We start from the raw sequence: 26,307 nt of genomic DNA, 5'->3' as shown, positions 1-26,307 counted from the left end.
GCTACCCCCAAGGTCTGGATCGAGCGTAGCGCGGCGGACTGAACACGTTCAAAGCGGGTGCTTCCGCCAGAGAACTTCCCAGCTCATCGGGCGCGAGGTCCTTGAAAGGTGTTCCGTCGAACGTGCCGGACAACGCGGGCCGTTCCGCCCGCCGAACGCCTCCCACGCCACCTCCACCCGATGCGGCGAGCCGCTGCGGCGAGCCACCGGCTGCGACGGTCAGCGCCGCCGCGGCCACGCCCTCGGACGTGAGCCCGATCCGCCCGCTCACCGCCACCCCGGGCCCGAACCCGGCCTCATCCAGGGCGATCGTCCCGTCCCGGCCGAAGACGACGCGCCCGCCCCGCAGCCCGGCCTGCTCGGTCAGCCGCGTGTGGTACAGGTTGTACACCATGAGTTCTCCGTCTCCCCGGCCAGGCCCTGGCAGCGCGGCTCCGGCGAGAACGCCCACGGCCTGCTGCGCCAGCACTTCCCCGAGGACACCGGCCTGTCCGTCCACACCCGCGCCCAAGGAGACGCCGTCGCTGCCGAGCCGAACTCCCGACCTTGTGCGACGCTCGACTGAGGCAGCCCGTCGGAGCGTGTCTCGCAGAGCTTCTGGCAACTGCGTCCGACCTGGTGGGCCGCAGCTCGCAGCACTGCGGCTCAAAGGGAGCATGGGCGCGCTCAACTGCAAGGCACTGACATGCCGATGACCATCCTGGTATCGGCCGTAATTCAGTTGCCTGGCACCGACTCAGTCGTCATGATCCGGCCCGTGCTTTCTGACCTGTGGCCGCAATACGGCCTGACCATCTTCACCCCACGACTTGAACTCCGCCTGCCACGGGAGGAAGAACTGGCGGCACTCGCACATCTGGCAGCCGAAGACGTGCACCGGGCAGACGAGCGCCCGTTCTTGACCCCGTGGACCGACGGCGGTCCTGAAGAACGCGCACGGTCTGTGCTCCAAGGACACTGGAGCCGGCTCGCAGGATGGAGCGTGGCAGCGTGGCAGCGTGGCAACTCGGCCTCGGGGTCTTCGACCATGGCCAACCGCTTGGCATGGTCACGCTTCGAGCACGCGATTTCCTCGTCGTCCGGGAGGTCACCACGTCCTCGTGGCTGGGCATCGAACACCAAGGCAAGGGCTACGGAACCGAGGCTCGGGTCGGCCTGCTCACCCTGGCCTTCGACCACCTCGACGCACGCGCTGCGCGTACCGAGGTGTTCCAGGACAACCACGCCTCTCAGGGCGTGTCCCGCAAGCTCGGCTACGAGCACGACGGCGTCTCGGTGGACGCCCGCGGTGACGAGGCCCTCATGTCCGATCGTCTACAGCTCACCAGGCAGAAGTGTGCTCAGCAGGACCGGCACCCCGTAAGGGTCGACGGGATGGCATCGTGTCGTCCGATGTTCGGCCTCTGACGCCGTCCGCTCATCCTGTCGCGGACCCACTCGTCGCGGGCCGCATCGCATGAGCTGGCAAACGAAAGAGGCCGCTCGCCCCGATACCGGCACGGGCGGCTCGGAGCCGCCATCCGGACGCAAGGCCCGAGCCCGACACCGAGCGGCCACGACCCCCTACAGGACAGTCAGGTGGCCGTACCTGGACAGGTCTGCGGCCAGGTCGCTGGATTCGCCGCGAAGTGCGGCGTCGAGGAAGGCGACGGTTGCCGCCGCGGTGATCCGGGGCCCGGCGGTCCGGCCTAGGGAGCCGACGAGCGTGGGCAGCGGCGGCAGGAAGAGCGGAGCGTCGGTGAAGGTGAGGTGCGCGGAATCGGGGACGGTGAGCCGGTAGCTCGTCGCTGTGCTGAGCTGGAGCACCCGCGTGAGGCGAGAAATGTAGTCCGGCTCCTCGCCCGGCTTGACGTCGTGGGTGAGCGCGAGCACGGGCTGGTCGAACGGTTGCGGTGCGGGATCTCGCGGGAAGCCGTCGATGTCGATGACGGCTGCGAACCGGGGGTCCTGGCGGGCGGTCTGCAGGGCGGCGGCGCCCCCGAGGGAGTGGCCGGTCGCCGCGGCCCGGCCGAGGTCGAGCCGCCCGGTCAGGAGGCCCGGGATCTCGCCGCGGTCCAGGCGGCCGAGCTGGGTGAGCGCGAAGCTGAGGTCGGCGGCCCTGACCGCTGTCCATCCGGCCGCGCGCCTGTCGTCCTCCGCCTGGTCGCCGGTGGACGCGACGCGGGTACGGATCGTCCGGCCGTCGGTGAGGGTGACGACGGCCGAGTCGTACGGGTGGTCGAGGGCCGCCACGACGTAGCCGCGGCTGGCCAGTTCCTGAGCCCAGGCGGTGCTCTGGGTGCGCACGCCTCCGAGCCCGGGCGAGAACAGGACCACGGGGAAACGGCCGCTTGCCGTCGCCACCGGGCTGTCAGGCACGGAGCGCGTGTGGGCGCGTGCCGCCTCGTCCAGGATGAAGCTCGGCAGGCCGAGGTAGTCGGCCTCGCCGCGGGCCACGAGCCGTGCCTCCTGTGCCGTACGTCCCAGGTACCACGCCCGCCGGGCGGCAGGATCGGGCTGTGCGGGATACCAGAGCTGGACGACGACCGTCCGCTTGTCATCGGTCCGGGACGTGGCGGTTTCCGCTCGATCGGGATCGGTCCACTGCACGACGGTGGTGCCGACGGCGTAGGCGCCCGCCGGCTCGGGGAACACGGGCCGGGGCAGCGCCCACGCCGCCACCGCGCCCGCGAGGATCAGCGCCAGGCATGCCGCCGACCCCGCCAGGGCCGGCCACCACCGGGCCCGCCGTGCGGGCCGCCCGGCACGCCGCCTCAGCAGGGGACGAGCGGCGAACGTCACCGCGATGGCCCCGCCCGTCAGGACGGGTATGAGCTGCCAGCGGATCCCGAGCACGGCCAGCACGATCGCGGACATAGCGAGGACTGCCGCACCAGCCCACGTTACGGGTCGGCGCGCGCCGGGCGGCAGCCAGCCGGCCGGCACGAGCAGGACGGCTGCCGCCAAGGCCAGGAGTTCTACGAGGGACAAGCCGAAGAACACGGTCACAGTCATGGTGATCACCGTGGCGGAGTGACCTCGCCCGGACAACGGCCTCAATGTGGAGAGTTGCGCGCGACCTCGGTATGACCTCTCACGACCGGTCTGCGACCGGGGTCGTAGGGTCCGGCGATTCGGCGGACATTCGCCCGGCCGAGGTGGCGCGCAGGGCGCGTTCGGGTGAAGGACACCGCCACGTGCAGCTGAACACACCGCCATGTGATCCGCTGCCGCCGATACGAGCAATCCATCACAGTGAGAGCAATGCTCAGGACCTGTGGATCGGCTCGGGGAGGACGTACGTTCCCGAGTGATTGATCGATAGGTCACCGAGCAAGACCGGTGTGCGCGGCACCGGCCGGGGAGACATGTCCGTGCTCAGCGTAGTGAACGACGACAGCTCCTCTCCTTGATCGACGAGATCGTCCGGGAGGGCGCACGAAGAATGCTGGCCGCCGCACTGGAGGCCGAGGTCAACGCCTACATGGCCGAGTTGGCCGACCAGCGCGACGGCTGTCACCCGGCCGCGGAAGGTCACCACCGCAGCCGGCGAGGTCGAGGTGAAGGCGCCGCGGGTGAACGACGAGCGCGTCGACGACACCACCGGCGAGCGCAAGCGGATCTTCTCCTGAATCGTGCCGCCCTGGTGCCGCAAGTCCCCGAAAATCAGCGAGGTGCTGCCGGTGCTCTACCTGCACGGCCCGCCACCCGCGGACAGAGGTGCTGGGTACACACACGGCCAACGTCCTCAATGCCATGCCGAAGTCTGCGCAGCCGCGCGCGAAGAAGGCTCTACGCCGCCCCAAGTTCCCCAAGGCGGAGCCCGCTCGTCGAACGATCCCACGAACAGGCCGCCCAGCCTGCCGCAGACGGAGCCGGTCAGCCGTGCCCGTCGGCCCGCTCAGCGACCAGGGCGCGGAACGCCTCAAGGTTACCGATGACCTCTTCCGCACGGTCTCGCTGCTGGTACAGGCTGTAGTAGCGGGCACCGATGGCATCAGGGTCGGCCACCTCGTCGCCCGGGATGACGCCGGAGGCGATCGTCACCGTTGCCGCGTGAATCCCCTGGGGGCGGAGTTCGGCGTGCAGCGCGTGCGCCCAGTTGCGCAAGCCGGCCATGGCCAGCCCCACGTTGGCCAGGAATGGCGCGGCAATGGTGGAGGACACACCGGTGGTCAGCAGCAGTGTCCCCTCACCCCGGGCGAGCATCTGCGGTAGCACCTGTCCCACGGCCGTCACCGCGCCCAGCACATGCAGCTCGAACTGGGCGGCGGCGGATGTCACCGTGGTCTGTGCGGCGCGGGTGATCGGCCCGGTCGGGCTGGGGCTGTACTCCAGGACATCAACCGGTCCCAGCGCCTCCCCGGCCCTGGTGAGGGCATCGGCCAGCGCGTTACGATCTCGGATATCGGCGGGAAAAGCCGCAGCTGTGACGCCCAGACCGGCCAGATCACCCACCAAGGCGTCCAGGGCGTCCTTGCTGCGGGCGATCAGCCCCACCTGGAAACCGTGCCTGCCGAAAGCCCGGGCCACACCCATCCCCAGCCCCGGGCCGGCACCGACGATGACGAGCGTCTTCGCCACCACGACATCCCTTCCGATCACAGCGGGCACGCTGCGCACAGCCGCAGCCCGACCATCAGGCAGTTACTCTTTGTTCGCAACAGCATGATTTGTCACTGCCCTGACGGTGGCAAGACGGCACATTCATGTCGGTGACGTACATGGAGGTAACCCTTGACACCCCCCAGGAGCAGCACCCCGGCCGGGCAGCGCCGCGACGTCACGCCACTGGCGCCAGAAGGCGCGGACGGCCGCGAGCCGGAGGATGAGGTATGCCGGCAGGTGCTGCAGATCCTCGCCCTGATCGGCGACAAGTGGAGCATCCTGGTCATCGGGCAGCTCCGCGACCGAACCCTGCGCTTCAGCGAACTGCACCGCGCGGTCACGGGGATCTCGCAGCGCATGCTCACCCTGACCCTGCGGCAACTTGAGCGTGATGGCCTCCTCACCCGGACCGTGCACCCCAGCGTTCCCCCGCGCGTCGACTACGCGCTCACCCCGCTTGGCGCAACACTGCTGGACTCTGTCGCCGCGCTCGCCGAATGGGCCACCACACACCGACAAGAAATCAACAGCAACCGACGCCACTACGACGCCACCCACTCACCACGAACACAGCCCTGACCCCCGGCCAAGCCGTCCACAGCATGTGACGATTCCTAACGACCTCACCCACGTCTTCGTCACTCATGCCGAATGCAGAAGCGCTTGAGGCCCACGCGACGCCATCCGCATCGCCTCCGCCTCGCTGATGTGGTGGCTGGCCCGCGGTTCTTGTGGCCGACAGTCCCGGCGCCTTTACGATGTAGATTCCATACGCTGACGCTGATCGAAGATCTCAGTCAGCCGAGGAGCCAGCGTCCCGGTGGCAACACCGCCTTCACAGAAGAACGGCATCCCAGCCCCCACTCCCCTCCGTAGCCGACTTCACCGCGAAAGCTCCCAGCGCCGTAGTCCTCCCTATCGCCATCCCACCGCCTCCGGGCTTCCGCGCGGGCCTCGCCCTCCCGCCCGGCGGAATGTAGTTGATCAGTATCCTCGCGTTCCCCAGCCTGCCTCCCGCAGCCGAGTTCGCGACGCCCCGATGCAGCTTGCACCGCACGGTGTTCCGCCCGCTCACCCACGCCGACGAATTGGTGGTGGACAGGATGCTGGCCGCCCCCCGCCCGGCGAAGGTCGCGCGAGTGCACGGAATGCTCTCGCTGAGCACGACATCCGCGTCCTCGCGGGGATCAGGCCGCAGCCACAGCTCAGCCCGCACCTCCCCGGTGTCGGGTACGATCTCGGCGCTGAAGTACCCGGTCTCCTGGTCGGTGACCGCTTCACCGATCTCCGCCCAGTCGTCGTCCTGCAACCCCTTGAACGCGATCGACACGCGCTGGCCGCCGAACCCGGACTCGTCGATCTCCAGGAAACCGTCGGCCACCACGGGCTCGCTGCCTGCGGCCACCCGAGGCTGCACGTCGAAGAGCATGAAGGAGATCTCGCCGGGCGGCGGCTTCCCGTAGACCACCAGATCGCGCTCTTCGAGCAGACCGGGCACCTCGACCGTCAGCAGCCAGGAGCCGGACTGGGATTCCGCCGGGAACGGGTGCTCGGCGCGCCAGAGCTGCTCATCCGGGGAGCCGTCGAAGCGGAGAAGAACGAGGGTGCCGTCCGGCGCTTCGAGCGAACCCGTCACCTCCGTTGCTCCAGCTGTCGTCACCTCGATGGTGACGACCGTGTCTCGATCCAGCACCACCGGATCCGGGTCGACGGTGATGGTCTCGATGTCCGCCTGTGACTTCTTCATCTGGTTCTCCTCGTGGGCCGTGGGTCAGCAGACCCTCCGCGGGGGCTGATCTTCGATGTAGCGGCTCCATTCCCCGGGCGACAGGCTGGCGCGGGCGCGGGCGCAGACCTCGGTGGCCAGGCCGGAAGCGGTGATGGGGTGCGTGCGCAGGGCGCCGTCCTCCCCCAGGCTGTAGAGGGTGCCCCCATCGGGGGTGAAGGCCAGGGCCAGGATGTGGCCGGCGTGCTGCGGGACCGGCTCTCCGAGCAGTGCGCCGTCGGAGACGTTCCACAGCCAGATCCGGCCCGCGAAGCCGCCTGCCGCCAGCGTGCGGCCGTCGGGGCTGAAGGCGAGAACCTGGAACTGGTCGAAGATCGCGTCGGTGGCGGCGAGCCGCCGGATGAGGCTCAGATCGGTGGCGTTCCACAGGTCGACGCCGTGCGCGGTGCGGCCGGTGGCGATCATCGCGTTGCCCGGGCTGTACGCCACCCCCAGCACCCCGTCGGAGTCCGGGCCGAAGGGCCGGGGACGGAGCCGGCGAGGGGAGAGCCCGATCACTCCGCTGTTGTCGCCGCCGTTGACGACCAGCGCGGTGCCGGCGGAGTCGAATGCCATGCCGTCACCGCCGGGGTGCGCGATCGTTTCGAGGTGGACTCCCCGCTTGGCGTCCCAGAGCTGCAGGTCCCCCCAGGACTCTCCCAGGGGAGCGATCGCCAGAGTGGTGCCGCCCGGCCGGAACGCCAGACCGGCGACCTGCGGCGCGTCGATGGTCAGCGTCCGTTCCAGCCGTCGCCGGGCCGTGTTCCAGATGGCCACCTCGGGCTGGTCGGGCGTGGTCATGGCCAGGTAGACGCCGTCCGAGCTGAAAGCCAGCACGGCCCCGGGGACGCCGGCGCGGCTCAGCCGCAGCTCCGCGGCGCGTGTGCGGGTCCGGAACAGTTCGGTGGCGCGCGCCCCCTGGACCGCCACGCGCTCGGCCCGGCCGTCGAACGCGGCCGCCGCGGCTCCCGGCGTCATGGTGGCATCGGAACGGGTCAGGCCGGCCAGGTCGAGCACGACCGCGGTGCCGTCCGACAGCAGGCAGACGAGAGTGCGATCCCCGGGCCCGAAGCGGGGCTCACCGGTCAGAGCCGGGAGCGGATGGTTCAGCACCCGGGTGCCCGTACGGGACCACACGCTGACGGCTGTGCCGTCCCAGGTGGCGAGATAACGTCCATCGGCGTTGAAGGACATGGTCAAGGGGTTGGCGCCGTGCAGCACCACGCGCGACCAGCGGGCCCGTGCCACGTTCCACAGCCGCGCGTCCAGGCCGTCCCCGACCGCCATGACCTTGCCGTCGGGGCTGAAGGCGGCCGTCAGCCCCGTGGCCTGGTCGAGACCGCCCGGGGCCGGCGATGATCCGCGCCGGTCGCGCAGCAGGTACCGCCGGGTGGGTGACACCTCGACGCTGGTACGGGCGTCACGAGCCACCTGGAGCTCGGTCGCCTGGGTGACGCGCCGGATCAGGGAGGGCGTCCCGGCGCGGGTGAGCGACCAGGTCTGCCACGCGTCGCCGGCGGTCCGGGCGATGAGGACGTCACCGCCCGCGTCGAAGGCGAGTTGCTCGGCGCCCGATCCGAACGCGCGCCCGATCCGCCGGCCGGAGGCGAGGTTCCACAGGGTGATGTCCCGGTCGCCGCTCACCGCCAGGACCCGCCCGTCCGGACGCAGCGCGATGGACCGCACCTCGTCCCCGACACCCCCGACGACATGCAGCGCGCGGTGCGTGGCCAGGTCGTAGAGAGTCGCCGTGCCCGCGTTGACCACGGCCAGCGTCTTCCCGTTCGCGCCGAGGGCGTGCCGGGCGTCGCCCGGCTTGGTGGGCGGCCGGAACACATCCAGCTCACGCTGCGCCAGCGAGCTGCGCAACTGCGCGTACACCCGGGGATCGCCGGGCGCGAGCCGCCAGGCGGCGACGCTCAGCAGCATCGCCTTGATGGGTTCGCTCGCCCGCAGGCGCTGGGCCGTTTCCGCGGTACGCCGGGCCGAGCTCCGCAGCTGGTTCGCCCCTTCGCTCCTGGTCTGCGCCACCAGGATCGAGGCGGTGGCGAGCACGGTGGCGGCGAGCACGAAGACCACGGCCGTGACCTGCCGGCGGCGACGGTCCTGCGCCCGCAGATAGGTGGCGGAGGCGTCGAGGAACGCGCGTTCCAGCTGGTTGAGGACGAGACGGTCGCTGCTGCCGGAGGGCCGGTCCAGCGCGGCCCGCAGCTCCGCGCCCCGGTACAGCTCCGCTGGGTCGCGGCCGCTCGCCTGCCAGCGCTGGGCCGCGCCGCTCAGGCGAGCGTGCAGCCCCAGCCCCTCGCCCTCCTCGTCGATCCACTCGCGCAGCCTCGGCCAGGCCGGGATGAGCGCGGCACTGGCCAACGCCACGTCGCCGCCCTCGTTGCGAACGAGGCCGCCGCGGACCAGGCCGGCGAGCACGTGACCCGCACGCTCCGGCGCGACGGAGCCGTCGAGCAGGTCGGTCAGGCGGGCCCGGCGCAGCATCGTCTCCGGAGTGCCTCCCGGCAGCACCAAGCGCAGGAACAGTCCGGGCAGGAGGGCCTGGTCCTGCGGGTCGTATCTCCGGTACGCCTCTTCGGCCAGGTCGCCGAGCGTACGCTCGCCGGGGGTGGCGGGCAGGTCCGCCGGTCGCCGCGCCGCCCGCGCGGCCTGGCTCCCGGCGACGAGGAGGTCGCCCGCGCCGCCTGTCAGGACCTCCAGCAGGTCCTGGGCGCGCGGCCGTTCGCGGGGATCGGCGGACATCGCCGCCGCCACCAGGCGCAGCAGCGTGCCGTCGAGCGGGAACAGGTCCGGCTGCCGCGTGAGGATCAGCTGGTAGGTGGCGGCGGCGGTCTCGGCCGCGAACGGAGGCGCGCCGGAAGCCGCGAACAGCACCACCGCCCCCCACGCCCACACGTCGGCCGGACGGCCTGCGGGCTCACCGCGCACGCGTTCGGGCGACAGGTAGGCAGGTGTGCCGATGGGAACCACGCCCGCGTCGGTGAGGGTGGAGCCCTCGAACTTGGCGATACCGAAGTCGATCACTCTGGGGCCGTCGGGTCCCAGGACGACGTTCGCGGGCTTGAGATCGCGGTGCACGACTCCGGCCCGGTGGATGGCCGTCAGCGCGGTGGCGACCCCCGTGGCCAGGCTGTGCAACTCGATCGGGCCGAAGGGGCCGAGCTCGGTGACGGCGCGCTGCAGGCTGGGGCCGTCGACGTACTCGCTCACCAGGTACGGCTGCGGCGCGTCCGGCTCGGCGGCGATGACCCGCGCGGTGCAGAACGGAGCCACCTTGCGCGTGGCCGCGACCTCCTTGGCGAATCGCGCGCGCGTCCGCGCGTCCACGTCGCGATCCGGACGCAGCAGCTTGACGGCCACCCGCCGGCCGGTCCCGTCGTAAGCCTCGTAGACGACGCCTTGGCCACCGGCACCCAGCTGCCTGCCGAGCCAGTAACCCCCGAACTGCTGAGCATGTGACTGAGCGAACGGTGCCTGAACCATCGACTCCCTCCGCGCCGGTGGAACCGCGGACGTGCTCGCGCACGTGCGTGAAGGCCCTTCCGGCGGAGGTTACCTCCGGGCGTGGCGCCGGCGTCTCAGGGCGTGGCTCAGGGATATCCCTAGATCTGGGCGAGTGGCCGCCCAGGCACGGCGGTGGGGCCGCCGGCTCGGTGGTCGACGTCGTTCCAGGCTGCGGGCACGTCGAACGCACCGAGGCCGGGTGTGCGCCGTCATCCCGTCATTCGGGCTCCATCCGCACCGTGCCCGCCGCGCCGTCGATGGTGATCAACTGGCCGGTCCTGATCTCGTTCGTCGCGTTTCGGACGCAGATGACGGCGGGGATCCCGTACTCGCGGGCCACGGTGGGGCCGTGCGCCACGGGGGAACCGGTCTCGGTCACCAGGCCGGCGGCGGTCATGAACAGCGGCGTCCACCCGGGGTCCGTGGTGGGTGCGACGAGGATCTCCCCTGGTTCGATGCGGGCGCCGGCCGGGTCCCGGATCACCCGCGCCCTGCCGGTCGCGTGCCCGGCGGCCCCGGACATGCCGGTCAGCACGCCGTCCTGGGCCGGTTCGGCGGGTGCGAGCGCCTCCACGTCGGTCCCGTCGGACAGCAGCGCGCCCGGGACGGTGCGCCTGCGCAGCTCCCGCTCGTGCTCCGCACGCCGGCTTACGGCCAGTTCTCGCTGATCCACGCCGTGAGCGGCGGCTCGTGCCTCGTCCAGCGTCAGGAACATGATGTCGTCGGCGCGCTCCAGCCGGCCGCGGGCGGCCAGGTCCGCGCCGGCCAGGAGGAGCTGCTCGCGGCACGCCTGGATCGCGGGCAGCCAGGCGAATTTCGCGATCTCCCGCAGCCCGGTGAGCTGCCGTGAGCGGCGCATGAAGAACACCGCCAGCCGGCCGCGGATCGGGCGCCTGAGCCGCGCCCGCCGCGACAGCGTCTCGATCATCCGTTCCGCCCTGGCCGCCGCCGCCTCGAACCGCGCGTCCGGTGCCTGGCCGGGGTCTTCGACGCGCAGGTAGTTGGCGATGGTGGCGAACAGCGGCGCCGGGTCCTCGCTCCAGCGGGGCACGCCGACGTCGATCTCGGCCGCCGCGCGCATGCCGTAGGCGGCCAGGAAGCCGGCCATCCCGATGTCGGGGAGCTCGCCGGCGAAGTACTTCGCGGCGAGGTCCTGCGGTGGGGTGCCGAGGAAGAGGTCGCGGTGCGCGCGTGCCCGCACCGCCAGGTCCCAGAGCTTGAGGTCCATCTGCGTGGTCACGTTGTGGGGCATGCCGCCGAGGACGGTGTCGAGCTCCTCGTCCGTGGCGACGCCCTCGAGCAGCGCGGACGGGATCGTCCCGGCGATCAGGCCTGCCGCCAGCGGCCACAGGATCCCGCGCATGTCGATGCTCATGACCCCCCGGTGGGAGTCCTCGACGACCCAGCGCAGCCGTTCGGCGGCCGTGGCGGACGCGCCCGGCGGGACGATCATCCGCTTGATCTCCGCGACGCCGCGGCGGGCGCGGGCTCGCCCGCGAACCGGGTCGGAAAGGCTCGACACCACTCCGACCAGCCCGGCGGGCACCATCCGCACGGCGCCCTTGAGCGCGCTGCCGAGGTGGAAGGGCAGGCCGGGGCGCGGCGCGAACCTCGGATCGTCGAGCATGCGCAGCACGGCGCCCTGCACTCTCGGCCCGTAGATCTCCAGGGACGTGCCGATGCGCCTGCGCATGGTGGTGTTGCGCAGGAAGTCGGTCACGTCGAAGTAGAGCCTGCCGCCGATCGGCACGAGCCGGGGCAGCGGGTCCCGCCGGTCGATCCGGGCTCCCGCCTCCTGGAACCACCGGCTTCCGCCCGTCTTGAGCAGTGACACGCCCATCGGGGTGCACGGGCGGAGCATGCCCTGAACGTGGCCGAACTCCAGGTAGAGCCGCGTGTCGCCGGTGTCGGGCGGCAGCGGGAAGAGCGTGGTGATCGGCCTGGACTGCAGCAGCCACAGCGTGTCGGCGTCGTCGAGCGCCCACTCGATGTCCTGCGGCGAGCCGAAGTGCTGCTGCAGCCGCAGCCCGGCCGCCCGCAGCCGGCCGAGCTGCTCCGCGCTCAGGCAGCCGCCGGGGTTCGGTGCGGCTTCCCGCCGCTGGTCGAGCACGTAGTGGTCGGGTACGACGGTGCCCTCGACGATGGCGGTGCCCAGGCCGGGAGCCGCGTCGACGACCATCTCGGTGCGGCAGCCGGTGATCGGGTTCGCGGTGAACAGCACCCCCGCCGCGACCGGATCGATCATGCGCTGCACCACCACGGCCATGGCCGCGTCACCGACGCCCGCGGCGGCACGGTAGGCGACGGCTCGCTCGGTGAACAGCGAGCCCCAGCAGCGGCGTACGGCGTCGATCAGCTCGTCGGCGCCCTCGACGTCGAGGTAGGTGTCCTGCTGGCCGGCGAAGCTGGCCTCCGGCAGATCCTCGGCGGTGGCGCTGGAGCGGACCGCGACCCGCCCGCCGCCGAGCCGCTCGTACGCCTCGACCAGCGCCTTCTCGGGCAGGTGCCCCGACCGGTAGGACTCGACGGTCAGGCAGAAGCCGTCGGGGACGCGCTCCCCCGCCTTGATCATCTCGCCCAGCCCGGCGGCCTTGCCGCCCACGAGGCCGAGCATGGAGCCATCTGTGTCAGACAGCCGGATCAGCTCCATCGCGCCTTCTTCCCATAGCCGACGACAATGCCGACCAGGCTTCCCGGCGCTCCGACTCGGACGTTAGCACCGCCGGAGCTCCTCCACCAGAGCAGGGCCGCACCACCACCGTGAAAACAAATCTACGATATGTTTTCATAGACACACCAACGAAGGGGGACACGGAGATGCGGGCCATCATCATCGGAGCGGGCATCGCCGGACTCGCCGCAGCGCTGCGGCTGCACCAGGCAGGCTGGGACACCTTGGTGATCGAGCGGGCACCGGCGCGGCGCGGTGGCGGCTACGGGGTGACGTTCGGCGGCATCGGCTACGACGGGGCCGAACGGATGGGTGTCCTGGCCGAGCTGAAGCGGCGCGCGTTCGTGACGCGCGAGCTGGTCTACCGCAAGCCCGGTGGCGAGCGCCGCTTCGCGCTCAGCGGCGAGACGATCGCGGCCACCATGGGCAGAAAGGCGTTCAACATCCTGCGCGGCGACATCGAGGCAGTGCTGTACGAGGCCGCCGCCGACCACACCACGATCCGGTTCGCCACCACGATCACCGCCGTCGACCAGGACGCCGACGCGGTGCGCGTCACCCTCAGCGACGGCACCACCGAGCACGCCGACCTGCTCATCGGCGCCGACGGGCTGCACTCGGCGACGCGGGCGCTGGTGTTCGGCCCGGAAGAGGACTACCGCCTCGACCTCGGGCACAAGGTCGCCGTCTACATGCTCAAGCAGCGGCCGCAGGGCCTGCCCCCGGAGACGACCGGCTCGATCAGCGCGGGCGGGCGCACGTTCGCGCTGATGAGCGTCGGCGACGGCCGCACCGCCGCCTTCTTCGGCTACCGCACCGACGGCGGCCGGGCGGACACCCCGCTGGAGGAGCTGCGCGACGTCTACGGCGACATGGGCTGGCTCGTCCCCCAAGCCCTGGAAGGGCTGAAAACGGCCGACTCCGTCTACTTCGACACCATCAGCCAGATGGTGGTGGACCGGTGGAGCAAGGGCAGGGTCGTGCTGCTCGGCGACGCCGCATGGTGCGTGACGCTGTTCGCCGGGTACGGCTCCTCGCTGGCCGTCGGCGGCGCCGACCGGCTCGGCGCCGCGCTGGAGCGGCACGGCGAGGACGTCCTGGCCGCGCTGGCGGAGTGGGAGGCCGGGCTGCGGCCGGAGGCGGAGAAGAAACAGCAGCTCGGCCGCCGCGTGAAAGGGGTCTACGCCCCGCGCAACCCGCTGGTGCTGGAGCTGACCCAGCTTCCGCTGCGGCTGTCGTCGTGGGGGCCGGTGCGCCGGCTGGTCGAGCGCAAGTTCCAGCTGGCGGGCTGAGAGGAGAGGGGCGCCACCGGCCTCACCCGGCCGGAGCGATGAGAGCAGGGCACAGCGCCGCCGTGGACAGGATCGTGCGGCCACGCGATCGAACGTCTGGCGCGGCGGATCCGGCACTGTTACCGTCGGTGGTGGAGCGCCGGGAAGTCTGGTCGGCAACGTCACATCGGACCGGCTTCAGAAAGGCGCCCCCATGGCGAGCGGTCCTGCCGTCCTCATCCATGGCCTGGTCAAGCGCTACGGCGACGTCCGCGCGCTGAACGGGCTCGACCTCACCGTGCACACCGGCGAGGTCCACGGCTTCCTCGGCCCGAACGGCTCGGGCAAGACCACGACGTTGCGGATCCTGCTCGGCCTGCTGCGCGCCGACGCCGGGCACGCCGAGCTGCTCGGCGGCGACCCCTGGCGGCACGCGGTCGAGCTGCACCGGCGGCTGGCGTACGTGCCGGGCGACGTCGTCCTGTGGCCCACCCTGTCCGGCGGCGAGGCCATCGACCTGCTCGGACGGCTGCGCGGCGGCCTCGACCGGCGCCGCAAGGCGGCCCTGTGCGAGCGTTTCGGCCTCGACCCCACCCGCAAGGGCCGCACCTACTCCAAGGGCAACCGGCAGAAGGTCGCGCTGGTCGCCGCGCTCGCCTCGGACGTCGAGCTGCTGCTGCTCGACGAGCCCACCTCCGGCCTGGACCCGCTCATGGAGGCGGCCTTCCGCGAGACGATCCGCGAGGAGCGCGCGCAGGGCCGCACGGTGCTGCTGTCCAGCCACCTGCTGTCCGAGGTGGAGGCGCTGTGCGACCAGGTGACCATCATCCGCGACGGCCGCGCCGTCGAGACCGGCACGCTGGCGGGGCTGCGCCGCCTCACCCGCACCTCGATCAGCGCCGACCTCGGCCGCGTCCCCGGCGAGCTGTCCCGGCTGGAGGGGGTGCACGGCCTGAGCGTCGAAGGCTCGCAGGTCCGCTTCCAGGTCGAGGCGGACCACCTGCAGCGGGCGCTGCGGCTGCTGACGGACTCCGGCGTACGCGCGCTGACCTGTCAGCCGCCCACCCTGGAGGAGCTGTTCCTGCGCCACTACCAGGTCGCGCCATGACGGCCCGCGCACTGCCGCGACCCGCGATGACCGGCACGCAGGCGCTGGTGCGGCTCGCGCTGCGCCGCGACCGCCTGCTGCTGCCCGCCTGGGTCGTCGTCATCGCCGGTCTCGTCGTCGCCGGCGCCTCGGCCATCGCCGGGCTGTACCCGCAGGCGGCCCAGCGCATCGCGCTCGGCGTCACCATCGGCGCCGCGCCCGCCTTGCAGGCGCTGACCGGGCCCGTCTACGACGCCGCCTCCGTCGGCGGGCTGACCGCCTGGCGGATGACTGTGATGGCCTCGGCGCTGGCCGCGCTGATGAGCGCTCTGGTGGTGACCCGGCACACGCGTGCCGAGGAGGAGACCGGCCGGGCCGAGCTGATCGGCGCCTGCCCCGTCGGCCGGCACGCGCTGCCCGCCTCCGGGGTGCTCGTGGCCGCGGGCGCGAACCTGCTGATCGGCGGGCTCATCACGCTCGGCCTGGCCGGGCAGGGGCTGCCGGTCGCGGGCGCACTCGCGTTCGGCGCCGCCGTGAGCGGCACCGGCTGGGCCTTCACCGGCGTCGCCGCCCTGGCCGGGCAGGTGACCGCGCACGCCCGCACCGCCAACGCCATCGCGGTCGCGGCCCTCGGCGCGGCCTTCCTGCTGCGCGCCCTCGGCGACGCGGCCCGGATCGAAGCGCTGTCCTGGCTGTCCCCGCTCGGCTGGGCCCAGCGCGTGCGCCCCTTCGCCGGTGAGCGGTGGTGGGTGCTCGCCCTGTTCGCCGCCACCGGGCTGGCCCTGCTCCTGGCGGCGGCTCTCCTGGCCAGACGGCGCGACCTCGGGGCCGGGCTGCTGCCGCCGCGTCCGGGCCCGCGCGAGGCCGCCGACTCCCTGCGGGCACCGGTCGCGCTGGCCTGGCGGCTGCAACGCGGCGTGTTGCTGAGCTGGGTGGTGGCGTTCACGATCGTGGGTGCCCTGTTCGGAGCGCTGGCGCACAGCGTCGGCGACATCGTGCGCGACAACCCGCGACTGGCCGAGCTGCTCTCCAGCGTCGGCGGCGGCGCGAGCCTGCTGACCGACACGTTCCTGGCAGCGGAGCTGAGCGTGCTCGGCCTGGTCGCCGGTGGCTACGCGATCCAGGCCACCCTGCGGCTGCAGGGCGAGGAGACGGCGATCCGGGCCGAGCCCGTCCTGGCCACCGCCGTCCCCCGCTGGCGCTGGACGGCCGGCCACCTCGGCGTGGCACTGGCCGGCAGCACCGCGATCCTGGCCGCGAGCGGCCTGGCCGCCGGGATCACCCACGGCGTCAGGATCGGCGAACCCGCGGGACAGGCCCTGCGGCTGCTGGGCGCGGCGCTGGTGCAGGCGCCCGCCACCTGGACCCTGGCCGGGCTCGCGATGCTGCTGTTCGGGCTGCTCCCCCGGCTGACCGCACTCGCCTGGGCGGCGCTGCTCGCCTTCGCCCTGCTCGCCCAGCTCGGCGAGCTGCTGCAGCTCGACGAGCGTATCCGGAGCCTGTCACCCTTCACCCACGTGCCGCAGGCCCTGCGCGGGCCGGTGGACCTGAGCCCGCTGCTCGGGCTCTGCGCCGTCACCGTGCTCCTCGTGCTGTCCGGTGTCGCCGCCTTCCAGCGGCGTGACCTGCGGGGAGAGTGAGCATGCTGCTCCTGCTGGCGCTCAGCGCGCTGGGGCTGATCGTGCTCGCCCTCGCCGCCGACCACCTGGTCCTCGGCTCAGGACGCCTGGCCGAACGGCTCGGCCTGCAGCCCGTCGTGGTGGGCGTGGTCGTCATCGGATTCGGTACGAGCGCGCCCGAACTGGTGGTCACCGGCACGGCGAGCCTGCGCGGGCAGACCGATCTGGCGCTGGCCGGGCTGGTCGGCTCGAACATCGTCAACCTGACGCTGATCCTCGGCGTCACCGGGCTGGTCGCGGCGCTGGCCGTCGAGGCGGGCCTGTCGCCGGATCTGGTCGGGTTCACCCTGGTCGCGCTCGGCACCTCGCTGCCCGAGCTGGTCACCTGCCTGCAGGCCCAGCGGCGCGGCGACAGCGACCTCGTGGTCGGCAACCTGCTCGGCAGCAACCTGATCAACAGCCTGGCCGGCGGCGCCGTCATCGCAGTCGCCGGCACCACGGCGCCTGCCATGGCGCCGGCCGTCATCGCCGCGATGGCCGGTGTCAGCGGCCTGACCTGGGCCCTGCTCGCCCGTGGCAAACGGCTCAGCCGCAGGGAGTCGCTCCTGCTGCTGGTGCTGTACGCGGCGCTGCTGCCGCTCGTCACCTGACCGGGCGCACCCCCCCGCGCGTGCCGGGCCCTTGCGCGTCTTGATACGTTGGTGACAGGTGTGCCGGGAAGTCTGGTCGGCGATGCCCTTGCCGTCGGTCAGGAAAGGCACCCATGCGCGCCCGCGATCTCACCGCACCCCGCCCCCCGGCCGCCCGCGCCGCCCTGATCGGCGCGGCCACGCCGTGTGCGCTGCCGGATGGGGCGGTCTCGGCGTGACGGTGCTCGCCTGGGTGGCGGTGGCGGTCTTCCTGCTCGCGTACGGGCTGATCGCCAGCGAGAAGGTGCACCGGGTGGCGGCGGCTCTCGGCGGGGCCGGGATCATGCTGCTCATCCACGCCACCGACGCCGGGGCCGCGTTCTTCTCCGAAGAGACCGGCATCGACTGGAACGTCATCTTCCTGCTGCTCGGCATGATGGTCATCGTCGGCGTGCTCAAGCAGACCGGTGTCTTCGAGTACCTGGCCATCTGGGCGGCCAAGCGCGCCCGTGGCCGCCCGTACCGGCTGATGGTGCTGCTGGTGGTGATCACCGCATCGGCGTCGGCGCTGCTGGACAACGTGACCACCGTGCTGCTCATCGCCCCGGTGACGTTCCTGGTGTGCGAGCGGCTGGCGCTGCCCGCGGCGCCGTACCTGATCGCCGAGGCCATGGCGTCCAACATCGGCGGCGCCGCCACCCTCGTCGGCGACCCGCCGAACATCATCATCGCCAGCCGCGGCGGGCTGAGCTTCAACGACTTCCTCGTCCACATGGCGCCCATGGTCATCGTGCTGATGGTGGTCTACGTCGGGCTGTGCCGGCTGCTGTTCCGCAGGTACTTCCGCTACGACCCCGAGCGCGCGGCCGAGGTGATGGCGCTGAACGAGCGCGAGGCCATCGCCGACCACCGGCTGCTGTGGCAGTCGCTGGCCGTGCTGGCGCTGGTCATGGCCGCGTTCGTGTTGCATCCGGTGCTGCACTACGAGCCGTCCGTGGTCGCCGTGCTGGGTGCGGGCGTGCTGGTCGCCGCCACCCGGGTCACCACCGAGGAGGCCATCCGCGAGGTCGAGTGGCCGACGCTGGTGTTCTTCGCCGGGCTGTTCGTCATGGTCGGCGCGCTGGTGCACACGGGCGTGATCGGCCAGGTGTCGCGGCTCGCCGCCGACGCCACCCAGGGTCAGCTCGGCCTGACCACGATGCTGCTGCTGTGGGCCTCGGGCGGGCTGTCGGCGATCGTGGACAACATCCCGTACGTGGCCACCATGAGCCCCATCGTCGCCGACCTCGTCCAGGCCAACGGCGGCAACGAGCACGCCCAGGTGCTGTGGTGGGCCCTGGCCTTCGGCGCCGACCTCGGCGGCAACGCCACAGCGGTGGGCGCGGCCGCCAACGTGGTCGTGCTGGGCATCGCCGCCCGCAACGGCACCCCGATCAGCTTCTGGCAGTTCACCCGGTACGGCCTCGTCGTCACCGTGGTGACGATCGCCCTGTGCACGCCGTACCTGTGGCTGCGCTACCTGTGACGCGCGGGGATCCGGAGGCCGCGGAGGGCGACACTCGCACACTGCCGGGCCCACTTCCGAGCACCGGCGACCATGCGCTCTCCCCTCGGCCGGCCGGAGCCGGAGGGGGAACGCCGGGCGGTGACGTACCCGCCCGGCGCTCCCCTGACGTTCACCCGCCGATTCACGCGGGGGCGTACCCGGCGGGGCGCGTGGTGAAGGTGCCCCGTCCCTGCGTACGGCTACGCAGCCGGGTCGCGTACCCGAACACCTCGGACAGCGGCACCACCGCGGTGATCACCACCGCGCCGGCCCGCGCCTCGGAGCCCGAGATGCGGCCGCGCCGCGCCGACAGGTCGCCCAGCACGCCGCCGGCCATCTCGTCGGGCACGGTCACCGTCACCTCCACCACCGGCTCCAGCAGCACCATCGCGCACCGGCGCAGCGCCTCGCGCAGCGCGAGCCGCCCGGCGGCGCGGAACGCCAGCTCCGAGGAGTCCTTGACGTGCGTGGCCCCGTCGCTCAGCGTGACCCGCAGCCCGGTCACCGGGTGACCGCCGAGCGGCCCGTCGGACAGCGCTTCCCGGCAGCCGGCCTCGACCGCCCGCACGTACTCGCGCGGCACCCGGCCGCCGGTCACCGCCGAGACGAAGGCGAAGCCCTCGTCCTGCGGCTCGACGTCGATCACCACGTGGGCGAACTGCCCGGCGCCGCCGTCCTGCTTGACGTGCCGGTACAGCAGCCCGGACACGCCTCGCCCGACCGTCTCCCTGAGCGCGACCTGCGGCCGGCCGACGCTCACCGCCAGCCGGTGCTCGCGCCGCAGCTTCTCCGCCGCCACCTCCAGATGCAGCTCGCCCATCCCGGACAGCACGGTCTGACCGGTCTCGGCGTCGGTGCGCACGGCCAGCGACGGGTCCTCCTCCGCCAGCCGCGCCAGCGCCGCCGCCAGCCGGTCGCCGTCGGTGCCGCGCCGCGCCTCGACGGCCACGGACACCACCGGCTCGGTCGCGCCCGGCGGCTCCAGCAGCAGCGGGTCGTCCGGCGCGCACAGCGTCGTGCCCGTGCGGGCCGCCTTCGGCCCGACCACGGCCACGATGTCGCCGGCCACCGCCTGGTCCGTCTCGGCGTGCCGGTCGGCCTGCACCCGCAGGATCCGCGCGATCCGCTCGGTGCGTCCCGTGCCCGCGTCCAGCACCGTGTCCCCCTTCCGCATCGTGCCCGAGTAGATCCGCAGGTACGTCAGCCGCCCGGTCGCCGTCGCGCTCACCTTGAACGCCAGCGCGGCCAGCGGTGCCCCGGGATCGGCCGGACGCCGCTGCCCGTCCTGCCCGCGTACGGCGGGCACGTCCAGCGGCGAGGGCAGATACCGGACGGCAGCGTCCAGCAGCGGCTCGATCCCGCGGTCCCGGTACGCCGAGCCGCACAGCACCACCAGACCCGCGCCGCTGCCGGTCAGCTCGCGCAGCGCCGCCACCAGCGTCGCCTCTGACACCGACGGCTCGGCGCAGAACTCCTCCAGCGCGCCGGGATGCAGCTCGGCCACGGCCTCCTCCAGCACCCGGCGCCGCCGCCGCGCCTCCTCCAGCAGCTGCCCGGGCACCGGGCCGGCCTCCAGCACGCCGCCGTCCCAGACCAGAGCCCGCATGGCGAGCAGGTCGACCACCCCGGCGAAGCCGTCCTCGCGCCCGATCGGCAACTGCACGACCAGCGGCGCGGGATGCAGCCTGCGGCGGATCGACTCGACCGCCGCGTCGAGGTCGGCGCCCGCGCGGTCCAGCTTGTTCACGAACGCGATGCGCGGCACCCCGTGCCGGTCGGCGCGCCGCCACACCGACTCGCTCTGCGGCTCCACCCCGGCCACGCCGTCGAACACCGCGATCGCGCCGTCGAGCACCCTCAAGGAACGCTCCACCTCGTCGGAGAAGTCGACGTGGCCGGGGGTGTCGATCAGGTTGATCCGGTGCCCGTCCCACTCGCAGCTCACCGCGGCGGCGAAGATCGTGATGCCGCGGTCGCGCTCCTGGGGGTCGAAGTCGGTGACGGTCGTGCCGTCGTGCACCTCACCGCGCTTGTAGGTGGCGCCGGTCAGGTAGAGCATCCGCTCGGTGACGGTGGTCTTGCCGGCGTCGACGTGGGCGAGGATGCCGAGGTTCCGGATGTCGTGCAGGGTGTTGGCGACGTGAGCACGCATGGCTCATGGCCCTTTCGGGACGGAATCTGGACAGGACAGCGCGATTCGACGGCCTGTGACAGTCCCGGAGAGAGGTCTGGTCAGGGCAGCAACCAGTGGCGGCCGCGCAGCCGGCACCGGGCCCAGGAAGACACCAGGATCACCTCGTGACGCGACAGGGAGACGACGACGGCGCTGTGGTGGCGCATGGCCGGCTCCCTTCCTGAGTCACGTCTTCGGTGTCGGTTGGCGAGTGTAGTGAGAACGGTGACGCGTGGGGAAACGATTTTCCGCCGGCTGGCGCGCAGCGCGTCCTGTCAGCCGAGCGGGGCGGCGAGCGGGCGTGCCGGGATGGCGTCGAGGGCGGCGAGGGTCTCCTCGTCCAGCACGATCGAGCCGGCGGCCAGGTTCGCGTCGAGGTGGCCCGGGTCGGCGGTGCCCGGGATGAGCAGCACGTTCGGGGCGCGGTGCAGCAGCCAGGCCAGGGCGACCTGCGCCGGGGTGCATCCCAGGTGCTGGGCGGCGGCGAGCACGGCCGGTTCGTCGGTCACCTTCGCCAGGCCCGGGAGCGCGCCGCCGAGCGGGAAGTAGGGCACCCAGGCGATCTGCTCGTCCGTACAGCAGCGCAGCACGTCCTCGTCGTCGCGGGCCACGAGGCTGTGCACGTTCTGCACGCAGACGACGCCGGCGGGCAGGGCGCGGCGCAGGACGTCCAGGGTCACGCTGCTCAGCCCGATGGCGCCGATCTTGCCCTCGTCGCGCAGCGCGATCATCTCGGCGAGCTGGTCGTCGAGGTCGACCACCTGGTCGTCGGGGACGGGGATGGTGATGCCCGCGTCCACGCGGCGCAGGTTCATCACCTCGATCCGCTCCACGCCGAGTGCGGCGAGGTTGGCCTCGGTCTCGGCCCGCAGCTCGTGGGGCCGCTGTGCCAGGCGCAGCGGGATCGGGGCGCCGGGATCGGAGGTGGCGCCGACCTTGCTGACGACCAGGACGTCGTCCCCGGGGCGGAGCGCCTGGCGGATGACGTCGTTGACGAAGCCGTCGCCGTAGAACTGGGCGGTGTCCACATGGTCGACACCGCGGTCGAACGCGTGGCGCAGCAGGGCGACGGCGGCGTCACGGTCGCCGCGCAGGCGGTCCAGCTGCATGGCGCCGTAGCCGACCCTTGCGACGGTGCGGCCCGCCATCGCGCCGGTGTCGCCGGGGCGCTCGGTGCCGGCGGAAGCGGGGGTGTCTTCGAAGGTCACGGGATACCTGCTCTCATGAGAAAATGAGAAGGAGAAACGGAGGTGCCTCCGTTACGTTCACTGTAGCACTACCGGAGGTGCCTCCGCTTTGACTTCTGCCACGACACCTCCGCCCGATCCCGCCGGGCCGCCGGTCCGCCGCGACGCGCGGCGCAACCGTGACAAGCTCATCGCCGCCGCCCAGGCCGCCTTCACCGCCGCCGACGGCCCCGTCACCCTGGAGGCCATCGCCCGCCAGGCCGGAGTGGGCATCGGCACCCTGTACCGCCACTTCCCCACGCGCGAGGACCTCGTCGACGCCGTCTACGCCGCCGAGCTCGACGCCGTCACCGCGAGCGTCCCCGTCCTGCTCGATCAGCATCCCGCCGACGTGGCGCTCCGGGCCTGGATGGGCCGGTACGCCACGTTCGTCGCCACCAAGCGCGGGATGACGGAGACACTGCGCGCGGGCATCGCCTCCGGGCGCATCGCGCCTCCCTCACGCGAGCGCGTCACCACCACGATCGCCACGTTCCTCGAACGGGGCGTGGCGACGGGCACGCTGCGCACGGGCATCGACCCCGACGACGTGACCACGCTGTTCGTCGGCGTGTTCCTGGCCATCGCCTCCGGCGCGTCCCAGGAGCAGATCGGCCGTCTGCTCGACCTCCTCGTCGACGGTCTGCGCCCGCGAACGGACGGCTGAGCCCCGGCCCCGGCTCGCGCAGGGCGGATGCCGAACAAGATCGACTATATTGGGAGGTCCCCCTGCCTGCCCCCCGGGAGTCCTGGTGAAGAGGCCCCAGAAGAAGTCGCCGCTCGCCGTCGACCCCGTCCTGCTCGTCGGCACCGGGCTGTCCGTGCTGCTCGGCGTGATCTTCTACGTACGCGAGGACACCGCTCAGGCACTCGGCACCGTGGCCGGGCTCATCGGCGGCGTCATCACCCTGCAGATCCAGTCGCTGATCAAGGAGAAGCGCCGGATCGACCACGAGACCAGGGTCGGCCAGATGGTGTCCACGATCGACAAGGTCCCGTGGCTGCCCGACCTCATGGAGCCGATGCTGCGCGCGGTCAAGCACGTCGAACGCGACTACAAGGGCACGCCCGCCGAGGACGCCTGCCGCGCCGCGTTCGAGGAGTGCCTGCGCACGCTCGCCGACCTCGAACGCGGCCACTTCCGCGCCCCCTACGGCGACAACGAGGTGTTCCTGCGGCTCATCAGCCAGGCGCGCGAGCACATGTGCGTCACCAGCGTCCCCGCCGTGGACCTCGCCTGGTGGCGCGAACCGGTCGGCAGGCAGTACTGGCGGGCGCAGCTGGAGGCGCTGGAGCGCGGCGTGCAGATCCGGCGGGTGTTCATCTACCACGAGTGGACCGACGACCTCGACGCGCTGGCCCGCGAGCAGCTCGCCGCCGGGGTCAAGGTGCGCCGCGTGCAGGTGGACCGCCTGCCCCCGCCCATGCGCGTCATCACGGGGCTGTGGGACGGCGCGTGCGGGCACGAGCTGAGCTACACGGCCGCCGGCGAGGCGGTGCACGACACGTTCACCGTCTCGCCTCCGGATCTGGAACGCCTGATGCGCCAGTTCGAGATGATCGAGCGGAGCGCGGTGGAGCTGGACGACGAGCCGCGCCAGGCCGACCCCGTGGCCTGAGCCCGCCCGCCGCCAGCATGACCAGCCCGGCCCAGAGCAGCCCGAACGCCGCCCACCGGCTGCCGGGCATCGACTCCCTGAAGACCAGCAGGCCGACCAGGAACTGCACGATGGGCTCGATGTACTGGAGCATGCCGGTCACGCTGAGCGGGATCTTGGTGGCGGCGGCGCTGAACAGCAGCATCGGCACCACCATGACGAACCCGGCGCCGACGCCGAGCAGGGTGTTGCCCACCGACACGTGCCCGAACGTGGCCTGGCCGGTGACCTGCAGCCACACGGTGTACGCCAGGGCGAGCGGGAACACCACGGCCGTCTCCACCATCAGCCCCTCGATGGCGCCGACGGACACCCGCTTCTTGATCAGGCCGTAGCCGCCGAAGGTGAGCGCCAGGCCGATCGCGATCCACGGCGGGCCGCCGTAGCCGACCGTGAGGACCAGCACGGCGGCGGCCCCCAGGCCGATGGCCGTCCACTGGCGCCCGCTCAGCCGCTCGCCGAAGACCGCCACCCCCAGCGCGACGCTGACCAGAGGCGTGATGAAGTAGCCGAGCGAGGCGTCCACGACGTGCCCGTTCATCGTGGCCCAGATGAACAGCGCCCAGTTGACCGAGGTCAGCGCGCTGGCCAGGGCGAGCAGCAGCAGGTCACGCCGGCGGCGCAGGAGCGCGGCCAGCCGGCCGCGGCGGCCCAGCGCGAGCACCAGCAGCGCGATCGCCACCGGCGACCAGAGCGCGCGCAGCGCCAGGACCTCCAGCGAGCCGGTGGGCTCGACCAGCGGCCAGTAGAGGGCGGACAGCCCCCACAGGACGTACGCGGCCACCCCCAGCAGGACACCACGGCGCGCGACAGACACCCGTCCAACCCTACGCGCCTGTGTCGGTCCCCCGGGGAATCCGCTGCTTGCCGTACGCCTCAGGGCCACGACGGAGACCGCCATTGCCGATCACGGTCCCGTCCCCGCTGTCGGGGCCGGGACCGTGATCAGGTGGTCAGGCGCAGGTGTAGCCGGACGGCAGGGCGGTGTCGCCGTTGGGTCTGCTCGCCTGGAAGCCGACGCTGGTGGTGGCGGCTCCCGGAGCGAGCGTGCCGTTGTGGCTGACGCTTCTGACCGTGACGCTCTGGCCGCTGGTGGTGACGGTGGCGTTCCACGAGCCGGTCAGGGTGTGCCCGGCCGGCAGGGTGAAGGTGACGGTCCAGCCGTTGATCGTCGAGGTGCCGGTGTTGGCGATCCGCAGCGGGTGGATCACGTACCCGCTCCCCCACTGCGACTGCACCGTCGGGGTGGCCGAGCAGGCACCGGTCGTGCCGCCCGCCTGAGTGGTGATCTGGACGGTGCCGGAGACCGGTGAGAGGTTGCCGGCGGCGTCGTAGGCGCGGACCTGGTAGCGGTAGGTGGTGTTCGCGGTCAGGCCCGTGTCGGTGAACGAGGTGGTGGCCGAGGTGCCGGCCCTGGTGAACGTGCCGCCCGTCGCGCCGGGGGCGCGCAGGACCTCGTAGCCGGTCACGCCGGTGTCGTCGGTGGAGGCCGTCCAGGTCAGGCCGGTGCCGGTGGCGGTGGTGCCCGAGGCGGTGAGCCCTGCCGGGGCGGTCGGCGGCGTGGTGTCGGTCTGGCTGGTGGTCAGGCCGAAGAACTCGATCGCGCGCAGGGCCATGCCGCTCTGCGGAAGGACGTGCCCGGCGCCCTGGATGCTGTACGCCTCCACCCGCACGGTGCCGGAGGCGTCGGCGTACCGGCTGCGGTTCCAGTTCGCCTGCGGGGTGTCGGTGCTGGTCGGGGTCTGGCTCAGCCCGAACACATTGGTCCACTGCTCGATCGACTCCCGCAGCAGCGAGTGGGGCACGAGGGTGTCACCGGTGCCGTGCCACAGCTGCACGCGCGGGCGGGGGCCGGAATAGCCCGGGTACGCCTGGCGGACCGCGTCGCCCCACTGCTGGGGTGTCCGGTCCATGCTGCCGCCGGTGCACCTGCTGCTTCCCGGCGGGAAGTCGGAGGCGCCGGCGAAGCAGTTGAAGGGCACCCCCATGAAGGAGGCGCCCGCCTTGAACACGTCCGGGTAGACGGCGAGCAGATGCTGGGTCATCATGCCGCCGGACGAGCTTCCGGTGGCGTAGACCCGGTTCGGGTCTGCCTGATGGGTCCGCTCGACGTAGTCGATCATCGAGGCGATGGAGACCGGATCGCTGCCGCCGCCGCGCCGCTTGGCCGCGTCGGACCAGGTGTCGAAGCAGTTGCCGAACCCCGCCGACTGGGTGGCGGTCGGATAGATGACGACGAAGCCGTACCGATCCGCCAGCGAGGCGAACTCGCTGCCCTGGTAGAAGCCGGGGCCGGAGCCGCCACAGCCATGCATCGCCACCACGATCGCCGGCGAGGCCGGGCGCGAGTCGGGCACGTAGACGTGCATCCGCATGTTGCCCGGGTTGTTGCCGAAGCTCGTCACCTCCACCAGCGTGGCGGCGGCGGCCGGCGATCCGAGCACCACGGTCATGACGGCAAAGAGCGCCGCGGCGCAGGCACCAGCCAGCACCGTGGTCAATCGTCTCATGCGCGCTCCTCCTTTTCATTCCCGCGGCGCCGCGGATCGGTTCGCCGCGGATTGG

19 protein-coding genes and 2 pseudogenes are annotated in these 26,307 nt (G+C 72.2%); 11 read left to right on the top strand and 10 right to left on the bottom strand.

What is annotated here, in order from left to right:
• Position 1: 1 nt before the first annotated feature.
• Positions 2 to 394 (bottom strand): hypothetical protein, encoded by a 393-nt coding sequence (locus LCN96_RS26455; protein ID WP_225275584.1) that lies wholly within the window; start codon positions 392 to 394, stop codon positions 2 to 4.
• Here LCN96_RS26455 and LCN96_RS26450 point away from each other — a divergent pair.
• A pseudogene (locus LCN96_RS26450) lies at positions 389 to 565 on the top strand (IS30 family transposase); the annotation flags it as partial. The gene LCN96_RS26455 and the pseudogene LCN96_RS26450 sit on opposite strands and share 6 nt — an antisense overlap.
• A 425-nt stretch (positions 566 to 990) precedes the next feature.
• Positions 991 to 1,407, top strand: coding sequence for a GNAT family N-acetyltransferase (locus LCN96_RS26445; RefSeq protein WP_225275583.1), 417 nt, complete (start codon positions 991 to 993; stop codon positions 1,405 to 1,407).
• Positions 1,408 to 1,563: 156 nt separating this feature from the next.
• Here LCN96_RS26445 and LCN96_RS26440 read toward each other — a convergent pair whose 3' ends face one another.
• Complete coding sequence (locus tag LCN96_RS26440) at positions 1,564 to 2,856, bottom strand: alpha/beta hydrolase family protein (protein WP_225275582.1); 1,293 nt, start codon at positions 2,854 to 2,856, stop codon at positions 1,564 to 1,566.
• Positions 2,857 to 3,388: 532 nt separating this feature from the next.
• Here LCN96_RS26440 and LCN96_RS26435 point away from each other — a divergent pair.
• Positions 3,389 to 3,701, top strand: a pseudogene (locus tag LCN96_RS26435) (IS256 family transposase); the annotation flags it as partial.
• A gap of 157 nt (positions 3,702 to 3,858) precedes the next feature.
• Here the strand turns inward: LCN96_RS26435 and LCN96_RS26430 are convergent.
• On the bottom strand, positions 3,859 to 4,563 hold the full coding sequence (locus tag LCN96_RS26430) for an SDR family NAD(P)-dependent oxidoreductase (protein WP_225275581.1): 705 nt from the start codon (positions 4,561 to 4,563) through the stop codon (positions 3,859 to 3,861).
• A 153-nt stretch (positions 4,564 to 4,716) separates the two neighbouring features.
• Between LCN96_RS26430 and LCN96_RS26425 the strand changes: the two genes are divergently transcribed.
• On the top strand, positions 4,717 to 5,166 hold the full coding sequence (locus LCN96_RS26425) for a winged helix-turn-helix transcriptional regulator (RefSeq protein ID WP_404823976.1): 450 nt from the start codon (positions 4,717 to 4,719) through the stop codon (positions 5,164 to 5,166).
• A gap of 256 nt (positions 5,167 to 5,422) precedes the next feature.
• Here LCN96_RS26425 and LCN96_RS26420 read toward each other — a convergent pair whose 3' ends face one another.
• The 3 genes from LCN96_RS26420 to LCN96_RS26410 form a co-directional block, all read right to left on the bottom strand.
• A complete protein-coding gene (locus LCN96_RS26420; RefSeq protein ID WP_225275580.1) occupies positions 5,423 to 6,334 on the bottom strand; it encodes a hypothetical protein in 912 nt (303 codons plus the stop codon).
• A gap of 24 nt (positions 6,335 to 6,358) precedes the next feature.
• Positions 6,359 to 9,841, bottom strand: a complete 3,483-nt coding sequence (locus tag LCN96_RS26415) for a WD40 repeat domain-containing serine/threonine-protein kinase (RefSeq protein WP_225275579.1) — start codon at positions 9,839 to 9,841, stop codon at positions 6,359 to 6,361.
• 238 nt (positions 9,842 to 10,079) lie between these two features.
• On the bottom strand, positions 10,080 to 12,512 hold the full coding sequence (locus LCN96_RS26410; RefSeq protein WP_225275578.1) for a PEP/pyruvate-binding domain-containing protein: 2,433 nt from the start codon (positions 12,510 to 12,512) through the stop codon (positions 10,080 to 10,082).
• A 167-nt stretch (positions 12,513 to 12,679) separates the two neighbouring features.
• Here LCN96_RS26410 and LCN96_RS26405 point away from each other — a divergent pair, with 167 nt between their 5' ends.
• The 5 genes from LCN96_RS26405 (at position 12,680) to LCN96_RS26385 (ending at position 18,664) form a co-directional block, all read left to right on the top strand.
• Entirely contained in the window at positions 12,680 to 13,825 is a 1,146-nt protein-coding gene (locus LCN96_RS26405) for an FAD-dependent oxidoreductase (RefSeq protein ID WP_225275577.1), read from the top strand.
• 193 nt (positions 13,826 to 14,018) lie between these two features.
• Positions 14,019 to 14,912: an ABC transporter ATP-binding protein gene (locus LCN96_RS26400; protein ID WP_225275576.1), complete on the top strand. Its 894-nt coding sequence runs from the start codon at positions 14,019 to 14,021 to the stop codon at positions 14,910 to 14,912.
• Positions 14,909 to 16,531, top strand: a complete 1,623-nt coding sequence (locus LCN96_RS26395) for an ABC transporter permease (protein WP_225275575.1) — start codon at positions 14,909 to 14,911, stop codon at positions 16,529 to 16,531. Before LCN96_RS26400 ends, LCN96_RS26395 begins: the two co-directional genes overlap by 4 nt.
• A 2-nt stretch (positions 16,532 to 16,533) precedes the next feature.
• Entirely contained in the window at positions 16,534 to 17,160 is a 627-nt protein-coding gene (locus tag LCN96_RS26390; RefSeq protein ID WP_225275574.1) for a sodium:calcium antiporter, read from the top strand.
• A gap of 214 nt (positions 17,161 to 17,374) precedes the next feature.
• Positions 17,375 to 18,664: an ArsB/NhaD family transporter gene (locus tag LCN96_RS26385; RefSeq protein WP_225275573.1), complete on the top strand. Its 1,290-nt coding sequence runs from the start codon at positions 17,375 to 17,377 to the stop codon at positions 18,662 to 18,664.
• Between the two features lie 163 nt (positions 18,665 to 18,827).
• On the opposite strand, the gene fusA is transcribed toward LCN96_RS26385, so the two are convergent.
• Together fusA and LCN96_RS26375 are read right to left on the bottom strand one after the other, a co-directional pair.
• Positions 18,828 to 20,837, bottom strand: a complete 2,010-nt coding sequence (fusA, locus tag LCN96_RS26380; RefSeq protein ID WP_225275572.1) for an elongation factor G — start codon at positions 20,835 to 20,837, stop codon at positions 18,828 to 18,830.
• Positions 20,838 to 21,133: 296 nt separating this feature from the next.
• Positions 21,134 to 22,066 carry an aldo/keto reductase gene (locus tag LCN96_RS26375; protein ID WP_225275571.1) on the bottom strand — a complete coding sequence of 311 codons (933 nt, stop codon included), beginning with the start codon at positions 22,064 to 22,066 and terminating at the stop codon, positions 21,134 to 21,136.
• Positions 22,067 to 22,154: 88 nt separating this feature from the next.
• Between LCN96_RS26375 and LCN96_RS26370 the strand changes: the two genes are divergently transcribed.
• Entirely contained in the window at positions 22,155 to 22,751 is a 597-nt protein-coding gene (locus LCN96_RS26370; RefSeq protein ID WP_225275570.1) for a TetR/AcrR family transcriptional regulator, read from the top strand.
• Between the two features lie 85 nt (positions 22,752 to 22,836).
• The gene (locus tag LCN96_RS26365; RefSeq protein ID WP_225275569.1) at positions 22,837 to 23,703 is read left to right on the top strand and encodes a hypothetical protein; all 867 of its coding nucleotides are present in this window, start codon (positions 22,837 to 22,839) and stop codon (positions 23,701 to 23,703) included.
• Here the strand turns inward: LCN96_RS26365 and rarD are convergent.
• Entirely contained in the window at positions 23,594 to 24,559 is a 966-nt protein-coding gene (gene rarD / locus LCN96_RS26360) for an EamA family transporter RarD (protein ID WP_225275568.1), read from the bottom strand. The two genes, LCN96_RS26365 and rarD, sit on opposite strands and share 110 nt — an antisense overlap.
• 136 nt (positions 24,560 to 24,695) lie before the next feature.
• Complete coding sequence (locus LCN96_RS26355) at positions 24,696 to 26,252, bottom strand: extracellular catalytic domain type 1 short-chain-length polyhydroxyalkanoate depolymerase (RefSeq protein WP_225275567.1); 1,557 nt, start codon at positions 26,250 to 26,252, stop codon at positions 24,696 to 24,698.
• Positions 26,253 to 26,307: the final 55 nt, after the last annotated feature.

It is taken from the genome of Nonomuraea gerenzanensis (assembly GCF_020215645.1).
In the GTDB taxonomy this organism is placed as follows: domain Bacteria; phylum Actinomycetota; class Actinomycetes; order Streptosporangiales; family Streptosporangiaceae; genus Nonomuraea; species Nonomuraea gerenzanensis.
This window is presented reverse-complemented; position numbering and strand designations above follow the sequence as displayed.

What these genes read in the sequence shown, in the direction of transcription:
- LCN96_RS26455 (WP_225275584.1), bottom strand. Translation starts at nt 394, where the DNA reads ATGGTGTACAACCTGTACCACACGCGGCTGACCGAGCAGGCCGGGCTG.
- LCN96_RS26440 (WP_225275582.1), bottom strand. Translation starts at nt 2,856, where the DNA reads ATGTCCGCGATCGTGCTGGCCGTGCTCGGGATCCGCTGGCAGCTCATA.
- LCN96_RS26420 (WP_225275580.1), bottom strand. Translation starts at nt 6,334, where the DNA reads ATGAAGAAGTCACAGGCGGACATCGAGACCATCACCGTCGACCCGGAT.
- LCN96_RS26415 (WP_225275579.1), bottom strand. Translation starts at nt 9,841, where the DNA reads ATGGTTCAGGCACCGTTCGCTCAGTCACATGCTCAGCAGTTCGGGGGT.
- LCN96_RS26410 (WP_225275578.1), bottom strand. Translation starts at nt 12,512, where the DNA reads ATGGAGCTGATCCGGCTGTCTGACACAGATGGCTCCATGCTCGGCCTC.
- LCN96_RS26405 (WP_225275577.1), top strand. Translation starts at nt 12,680, where the DNA reads ATGCGGGCCATCATCATCGGAGCGGGCATCGCCGGACTCGCCGCAGCG.
- LCN96_RS26400 (WP_225275576.1), top strand. Translation starts at nt 14,019, where the DNA reads ATGGCGAGCGGTCCTGCCGTCCTCATCCATGGCCTGGTCAAGCGCTAC.
- LCN96_RS26395 (WP_225275575.1), top strand. Translation starts at nt 14,909, where the DNA reads ATGACGGCCCGCGCACTGCCGCGACCCGCGATGACCGGCACGCAGGCG.
- LCN96_RS26390 (WP_225275574.1), top strand. Translation starts at nt 16,534, where the DNA reads ATGCTGCTCCTGCTGGCGCTCAGCGCGCTGGGGCTGATCGTGCTCGCC.
- fusA (WP_225275572.1), bottom strand. Translation starts at nt 20,837, where the DNA reads ATGCGTGCTCACGTCGCCAACACCCTGCACGACATCCGGAACCTCGGC.
- LCN96_RS26355 (WP_225275567.1), bottom strand. Translation starts at nt 26,252, where the DNA reads ATGAGACGATTGACCACGGTGCTGGCTGGTGCCTGCGCCGCGGCGCTC.